Raw genomic sequence first — 11,260 nt, 5'->3', positions numbered from 1 at the left:
ACATTTCGATTAGCCTCTCGTGCGCGTTTAGAGGCAATGTCTCCTGGGGTGAAATGTGATTATTTTCGACCTTGACCATGTAGTAATTTTCGGTCATTTTGGTACATCATTAGAAAATTATTGTGAAATTGGGTGGACAATACCAACTCAAATGAGGCGAGAATCAAGAGTTGTCTGATTCAGGTCATCTAGAGGTGATGCAGTGCCAGTCAATGCCGACAAACCCCACTTGTGGAAGGCAGATATTGCCCAGTCGGTAGACTTCTACAATAGTTGGTTCATGCAGTTCGCACCCCAAGCGTACCGCGACACTCGCATTGCCACCACTCAACAAGTCGAATCCGCCTTAGCCCGGACAGCCAATCATAACGAACATCACACCCACCGTGTTGCGGCAACATCCCTCTGTTCTGCCCATTCTCCGCATGGCGACAGCACCCCCCATCGCCCGCGATCGCCTTATCGGTCTACCAGGAGTGCCGCCCAACCTGGTCAAAAGCATGGAAGAAAAACAGCGCATTCTACCCCGGATGACCAGTGCCAATCTGGATTCTGGACTCATGAAAATCGGTCAAATCATTGCACGACTGGCAGACAAAGACATCTTCCCCTGGCTGGACGCAGGACAGGAGCCGACCTATACACAAGTACACCGAGCCGCGACAATTGTGGCAGACCGTCTCTGTGGGGCGCTGACTAACCCGATTATTCGCAATGCCCAAGAGCGCAGACAGCTTGCCACCATTAAGGAATGGCTGGAACAACGCGGCTACTCATACGTTAGGGTCGGAGTCGGATTAAGCTTTGAGACATGCAGCCCGGAACTTTCTCGTTTCGGTTCAATATTCCGGTACTTTTACAGGGAGGCACCAAACAAATTAATATTCCGATTGACGTTGTAATTAAACCGCTTCAGTCCAGCAGGAGTGACTTACCGCTACTGGTTGAAGCCAAATCCGCTGGAGACTATACCAATCCCAATAAGCGACGCAAAGAAGAAGCCGTTAAAGTTGCTCAATTAAGAAGCAACTATGGCAATCATATTCGGTTTATTCTATTCCTTTGCGGTTATTTTGACCACGGCTATTTAGGCTATGAAGCTGCTGAAGGGATTGACTGGGTATGGGAACATCGCATCGATGACCTGGCACAATTCGGAGTATGACGGTAACGAAAGCAACGGAAAAAGCACGGGCGTTGCTGAACCAGCGGCTTGATGCAGCCAAAACCCAAACTGAGCGCAATCAGCTGGGTCAGTTTGCCACACCTTTCTCCCTCGCCACAGAAATTCTGGAATCTGCCAGAACGCTATTTCCCTTAGACAAAAAGATTCGTTTTCTGGACCCAGCTTTTGGTACAGGCTGCTTTTACTCCGCATTATTGCAGCAATTCCCCTTATCGCAAATTGTTGAGGCAGTGGGGTACGAAATTGACCCCCATTACGGGACTGAAGCGATTCAGCTTTGGGAACATACGCCGCTACATTTGAAGATTGCTAACTTTACCCAGGCTACACCTCCCGACTTTGAGGAAGCGAAAGCTAACTTACTGATTTGCAACCCGCCGTATGTCCGGCATCATCATTTGAGCCGGGTTGAGAAGCTGCGGTTGCAAAATCAAACAGAGCAGGTATCGGGAATAAAACTCAGCCAGTTAGCTAGTCTTTACTGCCATTTCTTGTGTATTTCAGATGCGTGGATGGCTGAAAATGCTCTGGCTGGATGGCTCATTCCCAGCGGGTTTATGGATGTGAATTACGGACAGCCCATTAAGGAGTACCTCCTCAATCGCGTTACGTTGCTGCGAGTTCATCGCTTCGAGCCAAATAACGTGCAGTTTGAAGATGCATTGGTGTCTAGTACGGTCGTTTGGTTGAGGAAGGCTGCACCACCCGCTAATCATGCGGTTGAGTTTACCTACGGCGAAAGGTTGACCGCACCTCATCTGAGAGAACTAATTCCGGCAGAGGTGCTACGCCGTACCGCCAAGTGGACTAGGTTTGGGCGGGTGTCTGATAGCGTGAATTGCAGTGAAAAGAGGCTGAAGCTTAAGGATAGTGCCGCTCAAGAGAGAAGGTTAGCACTAGGGGGCAGATATGCCAACGGTCAGCAGCTTCAGCTGAAGGACTTATTTACGATTAAGCGGGGTTTGGCGACAGGAGCGAATAATTTTTTCGTGCTAACCCCAGAGCAGGTATTGATTCATCAACTCCCTAGTGAGTTCTTAAAGCCGATTCTGCCGAGTCCCCGGCTTTTGTCAGCGGATGAAATTGAAGCGGATAAGAACGGAAATCCGCTTTTGGAGCGCCAGCTGTTCCTGCTGAAGTGCGATTTACCTTTATTTGAGGTGAAAGCGAAGTATCCATCCCTTTGGGAATATTTCCAGTTGGGAGTTAAGCAGGGAATTTGCGATCGCTACCTGTGCAAGCATCGCTCTCCTTGGTATGTGCAGGAAAACCGTCCGCCTTCCCCGTTACTGTGCACTTATATGGGACGGATAGATACCAGCCGGGGCAAACCCTTCCGATTTATTCTGAATCGCTCAATGGCGACCGCTACCAATGTCTACTTGATGTTGTATCCGAAACCAGCTTTGGAGAAGGCATTAACAGACAAGCCAGAGTTGCTCAAACAAGTATGGCTTGCACTGAATCAAATATCTGATGAAACGTTAATGGGTGAGGGTCGTGTGTATGGGGGTGGCTTGCATAAGCTAGAGCCGAAGGAACTAGGGCTAGCGACGCTAGAGACCATTCTTGAGGTTTTACCAAGTTGATGACGGAAAAACTGGACTTTGATTCAAATAGAGATACCGTTGAATTGTTGGAACAGGGTAGTAGCGAAGGAGTCAGTCATACCAGAGATATAATCGGTGATATTAAGAATCTTTTCATAGCAACTTGCGTTCTCAGCGATGTGATGTTTTTCGGGTAGCATCTGCTTGATCAGGTTGCCTTTTTTACTGCTGTGCAAGGTAGCGCTGATGAACTCGGCAAACAACTTATGGAGGACTTCATATCCAGCTATTTGGATGCCAACAACATCCGGGTGGTCAAAAACTTGTCTTCGAGCTTCTTCCTTGAGCGCCTTGATCGCTTCATGGTGTTTACTTTTAGACAATAGTTCTTCGTCAAATTCTCCGCCTAGCAGCTTTTCTCTGTGTTCAAAGAAAATTTCAGCCACTTCGCAGACGAGGTTGTTAATGGCTTTAGCACGTAGTCGTTTAATTTTTTCTTCTTTGCTTTCATCGTTTTTGTTGAGGTCAATCTCAGCAATCTCGTTGAGCAAATCGCTAGCTTTGTCGAAAGGGATGTAGCCCATGCGGTGCCCGTCTTCGACATCAACAATGGAATAGCAGATGTCATCAGCAGCTTCAACTAAAAAAGCGAGCGGATGTCGCGCCCACCATGCAGATTTGTTATTACGACGAATAAGCCCAACTGTATCTGCAACCTTAGTGAACAACTCTAACTCTGACTGAAAGAATCCGTACTTCTTAACACTTATACCCTTGTAACCGTTAAGGATATCCTTAGCAATGAGTGACTCTCTGGGGTACTTGGTGAAAGCTGCCAGAGTAGGGCAGGTGAGCTGCATTCCACCGTATGTAGGTGGCATTTCTAGGCATGTTAGGATGCGGAAGCCTTGTGCGTTACCTTCAAATTGGTCGAAATCAGCTTTTTGCTTATCGGTAAGGAGCGTCTCGCCAACATGGTTAACAGTGCTATACCAGGATTGAAATGCGGTACTAAGAGCATCCTCTCCAGAATGACCAAAGGGGGGGTTGCCAACATCGTGAGCTAGACAGGCAGCAGAGACAATATCACCGAAGTCTGAAGGGCTAACCTCTGTGAGATTATATTCCTTTACAATTTTACCACCAGCGATTGTGCCGAGGGAGCGACCTACACAGGAAACCTCAATACTGTGAATAAGGCGTGTACGAACGTAATCATTCTTTGCTAAAGAAAAAACCTGGGTCTTGTCTTTGAGGCGACGGAAGGGCGAAGAAAACACCAGTCGGTCGTAGTCCCTTTGAAAGGGAGTGCGTGCATCATCTTCAAGGTGAAGCTTGTCTGGACTATCCTTGCCCAGCCTATGGGGTATCAGGAGCTGCTTCCATTCCATCATAAGATCTGTAATATACCTATCATTTAGAAGTTATTGAACCCTACATATAACGAACGCAGAGAATCTATACCTAGAATCAACCTCGTCGTTTTATTAACTTTACTACTGCTGTATAATACATTTGTACTTTTCTAACCAAACTTTAACAATCTTGTTTAACAAAACAGGAATAAGTGCGGAGCTAACTTCGCACTGTTTGATGCTCCGTACATTTACTAGCATACTAAGATTTGGGAGAGCCAAATTAGATTATGTCTGGTTATTAAAGTATAAATTTAAAGGTTTTTGACCTTAATTATAGGAGTAGACATGGTAAATACTTTACAAGAGGGTGATAACGGTCTAGTTCGTTTAGACTACAGCGATTTGTTGAGTAAAATTTTAAAAGTCTTGCAAAATCAACAGACCAAAAAGCCTTTCAGTTTATCCGAAGATGGCAACCGATTACTGATTGATATTGACGAAATCGCTTTTCAAGTAGCTTCTTCAACGGTTGCCAATCCTTTGGGAGCATCTGCTAGCAGTGCTAAGTCAGCAACAGTGAATTTAAGTCGAGGGTTAAAACCACATTTTATTAGTCTAGTTCAGCAGATTAGAGACTGTTTAAAACAACATATAGAATCTACCTTACCCCAACAAGAAGAAAAAAATATTACTATTGAAGCATTTATGGGGAATTTGGCGACACCCTTAAAAGAGTTTGAAGGTGAAGCAAAGAATATAGGTTTTAAATATAATTTTGGGAAGAAATATGAGAAGTTGCAAAAGCAACGATTAAGTTTGCAACCCCAAACCGATAGTAGTAACCCATTACTCAAGTTTCATAAGCTAACAATTACGGTAGAGAACACCCGAAAATTTGACGAACAACTACAATCAGGTCTGAAAAATTTTATTGACCTTCACTTTTCTCCTAATCAGCAAGAAGACCTCAACTATATTCTTGATGATTTAGTAGAGGAGGATAAATCTGATATTTATCGTCTAAAGCGCCTGATGGATACAGAAGCGCTTGGTAAACTCCAGAGAGAAGCCAAAATTAAGTATTTAGAATTCCTGAAAGAACACTTAGGCGAGCGCAAAGATGTTATCTATCTTGAAGACTTGATTAGACGACTCAGATTGATAGAGGAGTACATTAACGATCTTGAAAAAGAGGACGGACATTACGAGGTAAACTATGCAGGAATAAACGCCAATTATAGAGAAATTTTTTCTCGTGCCGAAGCTTTCCAGGAATTACCTATTATTCCTTTAATAGTTGGTTATTTAGGAGAAACAACAGATGAAAATCAAGGTAAACAACAGTTTATTTTTGGGCTGAAGCTCAAGTTAGGTGGTAAAGTTCATGCAAGAGGAGGAATGCCTGTTATTGACTATTACCTTAACTTACTAGATTCAAACAGCCAGGAACATCAGGAAGAACTTGCCGAGCCATCTAAAAAAGAGTCATTTGTCAGAAAAATATTAAAAGTTGCATTATTATATTACTTTGTTTTTGCTGGTATCGCTCCTTCAACCAAGGGTTATACTCCTGAATCAGACTTAGAATACGACCCAAAAATAGTTTTTGAAGAAAAAGTGTTACCTATCTTGAAGGGATCTGATGAAAACAAAAAACAAAGCATTCTCAGAGGAATCAAAAAAGGGTTAGAGGAATACAAGGCTAGCGACAAAATAGAAAAGCTTAAAAAACTACTACTAAATATTCTTGATAAGCCGTCTAGCTTGCCAACTAGAAACTATCCTTTGCATATCAGTGTTAAACAAGGTATTTTGGAGCAAGAGTTTAGCACTATCAATAAAAACAGTACTTTTTTTAAAAGCATTTTACGCGAAAATCAGAAAGCAGCCCTAAAGTATATATCAGTAGCAAATCCTAGTGTTGATACGAATTCACTTTGTACTCTCTCAGCTAATCTCCAGATAAGTGAAATTCACTATTTTTCGACTGAAGACAGCCAAAGCTTCAGTATGGAATACGATCTAAGAAAGATTGATACTATTCCTATTCTTGTAGTTCCCCAAGAGGAAAATTGTAGAAAAATTTATGGACAAAGCTTTAAGCAAGAAAAGCTTTTGGTCTTTAATTATAATCATCAGCGTCTAAAAGATAAAATATTTAAGAACTTGGAATCATCCCATGCTTTTATTTATCGAGTTACTTTCTCCTTGCTTGCTTATACCAGTCTAAAAATTTTATTCGACTCATCAAAACGCAGGTTATTTATCCCTATCTTGCGACTGCATTTAAGTGACAAGCAAAACCCTTCACCCGAAGAAGAGTTTATGCGCTCCATCTTCTCGGTATTATCGCATCTTTTGAACGAAAGACATCGCTCGAATTCCCAAGGTTTCTGCATCAAAGACATCAATCAATTTAAAGTTCGTAATGGGTTGAGTTCCTTGTACTCTATTCTCCCCAAACAATTTAAGTTCAGTGCTTCTTCTACTGAATACCAACTAGACAAGCTAGCGATTATTGTAGTGTCAAGTCGAGAAAGCGATCGCAGTAAAGGAAACGATTACAAAATTGCCAACTTAATGGGAGAAATTGTAGGACTACAGCGAGAGCGTCTAGAAAATGGCGATGACACTATTCGCCTATATATGATCGGTACTTTCTCTGATAACTATGGTAGTCAAGATATCCATAGCCATCCAGACGTTCTGATAGATAAAGTTAATGAGCTTTATCAGCAAGGATTTAGACACTTTCTATACATTGCTAAATCTCCCTACTCTAATACTTTAAATATGACTCGAACCGAAGAGGATGAAGAGTTATATTTCATGTCAAAAGCTGTTTTAGGTAAGTTAAAGGGGCAAAGAGAAGACCTGAAAATATATCCAGTATTTTTTGATAAATACTATGCGGTAAAGCTCCAAAGTATTACAGCCAGTTCCTTGTATATACAGGATATAGCGGAATTAGAAACTTTGGTAAAAGATCCTAGCAAACAATCTGTGGTATTTTTCAACCTATTTAATGGAATTCAAGTTGGTGATGAAAAATACTATAACGGGGTTATTTCCTACGCCACCCTCTTGAACATCTATGAAGGCGTATTAGATGATAAAGACATTCGTCTAGGGTTAATGTATGACAACTCGTTGAAAAACGAACTACTACAGTTCCTTACTCTCTACCATTTTTCTCGATATGAAGCAGATAGTACAAAATCCCGCAATATCAACTTCAAACTCGATCCATACGAGAAACTGATTGGAGAGGATAGCGTGGGAGCTTTATCTATATTTAAACACATGACAGGGGGAGTTAAATTTAATTCCTTAGCATTTTTAACAGAAGTCAGAAAAGCTTTAAACGTGCAGCCGGAGAGTGAAGTACAGGTAGAGAGTGAAGACAAATGATCGCATCTGAGCTAGGAAAAGAGTTAGGTCGTCTGTTTGAAGTTGGGTTCAATATTGGGATGCTTGCCTATATTGAACAAAATCAACTATCTCATAAATTTGGAAATTTATATCGCCAGGATTTGCAGCAGCTAAGTTTCCCAAAAATGCTCAGGAGATTGGCAGATAAAGAACAAGTTATTAGCGAACAACACAGGCAGATTGTTGGCAAGTGGAGTACCTTTTTCTTACAAAAAGGTTTTCTGGGTGGATTAAATTTTTTCAGTGAGTATATTAAATCTACTGGCTGGAGCAAACATCAGCTAAAACGTCTAGAGATTTTGTACTATCAGTGCTGTTTTTCCGATGATAACAGCCTAGGAACTTATAGCAAGGGAAAAGAAAAAGTATTTAAAGAAGTATTATCTCAATTTGACAAGATAGAAGTTGATATTAACAAATACTCAAAAAAAGGAGATTTTTTGAATGCAGATACTCTGATTTTGATTAAGTGTGCCAAGCACTTGAGAGTTATTTGTATAGATTATTCGGTGTTTTCCATCAAATCAATTCAGGATTTGGTTGATGTAGATAGCGTGGAAGTGTTACGGAAACTGTTGTTAAGTGAGATTAGTTATTTAAAATCAAAAAGTGTTTTTTCAAATTTAGGATTAGATACTAAAACTTCCGAACTGGATTTATCAAAAAATCTTGCTAGTCACTTTACTGCTTTCAAGCGAGGGGATAAAGAAACTGCGAAGTTAATCCAGGCAGCTAGTTATGCCCATAGTTTTTCTGAATTTTTGCGCTCGCAGAGTATACTGACAGACGAAACCTCAGTTATTTTCAATGTGGTGGGCTATAGCGATCGCGGTATCAGTGCTATGTCCCTCAATCGGGATAATTTAGATATTTTAGAAACTTGTTCTCATATCTATAAAAAAGAGCCAAAAGACCAGCAAATTCAGGATGCTCGCCGGCAAGTTTTAAGACAAATTCAACGAAATGCAGCTAAAAGTTTTCAGGATGGTAGGAATTTTATTAATAAGTTTTCAGAAGTTTCTAAAGATGGGATAATACCTATTTTTCATAAAGAGCGTATAGAGGGTTTTTTCAATTCTATAGGTGTGATTTCCCCAGATTTGGCAACACAACTACAAGTTACACCGAACTTAGACCTGAGAAAAGCTCATGCTGAACTGATTACCAAAGCTCTAGTTTCTGATGTTACTTATATCTTTTTAACAGGAAATCCTGGTATTGGTAAAACGACAGCGATCGCTAACTTCCTTAAAACTACAAATTGTCTGAATGAGGGTTTTTTATTCTTTTACGTCAGCCCTAGAAAACAAGTTAACCTAGACATCATTGAAAAGTTTAAAGAAAAACTAACAAACTTACTGTATGACAACCGAATATTTGCTATCACTACTTCGGCTGACCTCATTAAGAATAACGGTGGACAATATACTGTAAATTATCTGTCAAACCAGCGTCAAGATAATTTCACGGAGCAGACTATAGATTTTATCAGTCAAAAAACAGAATCTGTGCCTACCTCATTATCTAAAAATCTTGGCAGACTAGCAGAAGACCAGATTCAAGATGTGAGTCAGCAAAATCGAGGCGTTTTAGACAGTATTTGTCAAGCCATTTATACTATTATTAACCGTAACCTTTCTCATAATATAGTAGCGACAGTTTCCATCCAGTCTTTGAAGAAAACGCAAAGTGGCAAAGATACCTTAGAGCATTTTGAAAAAATATTTAAAGATGCCTACAACTCCACAGAAGGGCTTGTCATTCCTGCTCGGATGAAAGAAATATCCAGTAGGATTAAGCATTTATTCATTATGATTGATGAAATCACAGGAGATGATAGTGGAGTAGAGTTCCTGACAGGGATTAGCAGCATTTTAAAAAAATATGGTGTCATAGATAGTCAACATGGCTTTAACACTAAAATTATTGTGGCTGATGCTTCGATTGTCGATCCAGATGTAATTAAGCAGCATCTAGAGGAAACTTCAGCCGAACCAAACAAAATATTTTTTAGAAAAGCTGCTGCTAGTAATTCGCCTTTATCAGTGCAGCCATTCCAGTTTAACGGGTTAAAGGCTACCATTATCAATGCCAACTCCTACCCAGCCAAAAGCTTAGAGATAAACTACAAAATTTTTATCGAATGTATTAAATTTAATGACAAAGTTTACCTAACCAGAAAATATGATTTAGAAAATCGGGTTCAGTCAGAAATTGTAGAAGATATAAACAGCTTTTTAAGCCAGCCTGGTTCTGAGCAAGTAATAGTATATATTCAGGACAAACAGAGATTGGCTGACCTAATTGAAAAGATTAAGGAACAGCAGGAAGAATTTAAACAATATAAGCATTACCTAGAGATTCATGCTAGTCTTTCCGAATCCGAAAAGCAACGTATCCCCCAGCACCAAAATGATGTCAAAGTCATTTTTATGACCGCTTCTGCAAGTCGAGGTTTATCATTTCCCAAAGCCAAACGCATTTTGGTTGATATTCCACGTTTTGAAATTGAAAAAAACCTGATGGAAGTTATTCAGGTGATTTACAGAGGTCGTGGAGATTACCAAGAAAATGGCATTGAAAAAACCTTAGATGGTGAAGATAAAGAGCTAGTTTTTTACCTATCTGAGCAAGTTGTATATTACCCTAAAGACCGTCATTCATCCTCGCACAACCCTAGCGACGAGCAGCAGTTGTCCTTACAGGAAAGCGTGCTGAATATTTTGAATATTTTGCTAATTTTAAAGGCTTCTATAATGACCAGAATTTTTGGTTCTGGGTCTATCGGTCAAGATAACTTCATTATGATTCCAATAGGCGGAAAGTCAGTATTTGCTGCGGGTCAAACTTTTAGTAGTAAGATGAGTGCGCTCATTAAGCAGCTGAAAAAGGAACAAAATAAGCGTCGCCATGATGGACTACTAAAAGAGGTTTATTCTAGCCTAGAAAGTCTGCTAAGTTCAGTAGAGATAAATTTGGGAGCTGGGGCTAATTCTCAAGAATGGCAGGGACTCTCCTATTTGGAATTGCAGGAGACATTTTCTACTAGATTTTTACAGTTAGTGAATAATACTTTAGATAGTTTACTGAATTTTGCTCCGATTCAATTGGGTTATATCAACGGTAGTTTGTTAGTTGTTTCTCTGGCGGGCAGAGCGGTGGAGGAAAAGTATAAAATGCGGCTAGGACAAGAAATTGTAACTTTTAGTAATGGTAAATTACTGAATCAAATGTCTGAAATTAGAAATAGTCTAGCCTATCCAGAAAGCATACGCTCGGCTATCAACGAGGCGATAGAGTTGGTGAACCTGTTGGAGGAGCAACCGAATAAAACCCAAAAATTTGAACAAAATAGCCAGTACTTTGACCAATATTATGCCTTGCCCTTATTTACCTTTATTACTGGTGAGGCGATAAGTCAATATTTTGCTAGCAATGAAGAAGAACCAGAAGACCAAAGATTTCGAGATATTCTAGCTACTTATATTAGTTCCTTGTATCCCGTCAGTAATATTCTGCCTATTGGTCACAAATATAAAGATTTTCCTTGGCTGGTTTTTAGGAGTTACAGTCTCAATGAGATTAGAAGCAAACTTTTTACAGATAAGTATTTTTTAACTTCTAATGAATTGAATGTCCTGAATTTGATTCTTTCTCAAGACTAACTATATGCGGTTTTGCTCAAATTCTTCACTGAGCAAGCGCTAGCATTTTATCAGTTCAGAGTTTCCCCG

At 40.3% G+C, this 11,260-nt stretch carries 4 protein-coding genes and 1 pseudogene; 4 read left to right on the top strand and 1 reads right to left on the bottom strand.

What is annotated here, in order from left to right:
- Positions 1-202: 202 nt before the first annotated feature.
- Positions 203-1,165 (top strand): annotated as a pseudogene (locus H6F74_RS31235) (XamI family restriction endonuclease).
- A complete protein-coding gene (locus tag H6F74_RS26885; RefSeq protein WP_190445173.1) occupies positions 1,162-2,775 on the top strand; it encodes an SAM-dependent DNA methyltransferase in 1,614 nt (537 codons plus the stop codon). The pseudogene H6F74_RS31235 and the gene H6F74_RS26885 overlap by 4 nt, the downstream one beginning before the upstream one ends.
- Before the next feature lie 23 nt (positions 2,776-2,798).
- On the opposite strand, the gene H6F74_RS26880 is transcribed toward H6F74_RS26885, so the two are convergent.
- Positions 2,799-4,127, bottom strand: a complete 1,329-nt coding sequence (locus H6F74_RS26880) for a deoxyguanosinetriphosphate triphosphohydrolase (protein ID WP_190445177.1) — start codon at positions 4,125-4,127, stop codon at positions 2,799-2,801.
- 312 nt (positions 4,128-4,439) lie between these two features.
- Here H6F74_RS26880 and H6F74_RS26875 point away from each other — a divergent pair, with 312 nt between their 5' ends.
- Positions 4,440-7,505, top strand: a complete 3,066-nt coding sequence (locus tag H6F74_RS26875) for a hypothetical protein (protein ID WP_190445172.1) — start codon at positions 4,440-4,442, stop codon at positions 7,503-7,505.
- The gene (locus H6F74_RS26870) at positions 7,502-11,191 is read left to right on the top strand and encodes a helicase-related protein (RefSeq protein WP_190445171.1); all 3,690 of its coding nucleotides are present in this window, start codon (positions 7,502-7,504) and stop codon (positions 11,189-11,191) included. Before H6F74_RS26875 ends, H6F74_RS26870 begins: the two co-directional genes overlap by 4 nt.
- The last annotated feature ends 69 nt before the right edge of the window (positions 11,192-11,260 follow it).

Source organism: Trichocoleus sp. FACHB-90, assembly GCF_014695505.1.
GTDB lineage: Bacteria > Cyanobacteriota > Cyanobacteriia > Cyanobacteriales > FACHB-T130 > Funiculus > Funiculus sociatus.
The sequence above is the reverse complement of the archived record's forward strand: the minus strand, read 5'-3'. Positions and strand labels throughout refer to the sequence as shown.

Coding starts and splice junctions, on each gene's coding strand:
- H6F74_RS26875 (WP_190445172.1), top strand. CDS start 4,440: ATGGTAAATACTTTACAAGAGGGTGATAACGGTCTAGTTCGTTTAGAC.
- H6F74_RS26870 (WP_190445171.1), top strand. CDS start 7,502: ATGATCGCATCTGAGCTAGGAAAAGAGTTAGGTCGTCTGTTTGAAGTT.
- H6F74_RS26880 (WP_190445177.1), bottom strand. CDS start 4,127: ATGGAATGGAAGCAGCTCCTGATACCCCATAGGCTGGGCAAGGATAGT.
- H6F74_RS26885 (WP_190445173.1), top strand. CDS start 1,162: ATGACGGTAACGAAAGCAACGGAAAAAGCACGGGCGTTGCTGAACCAG.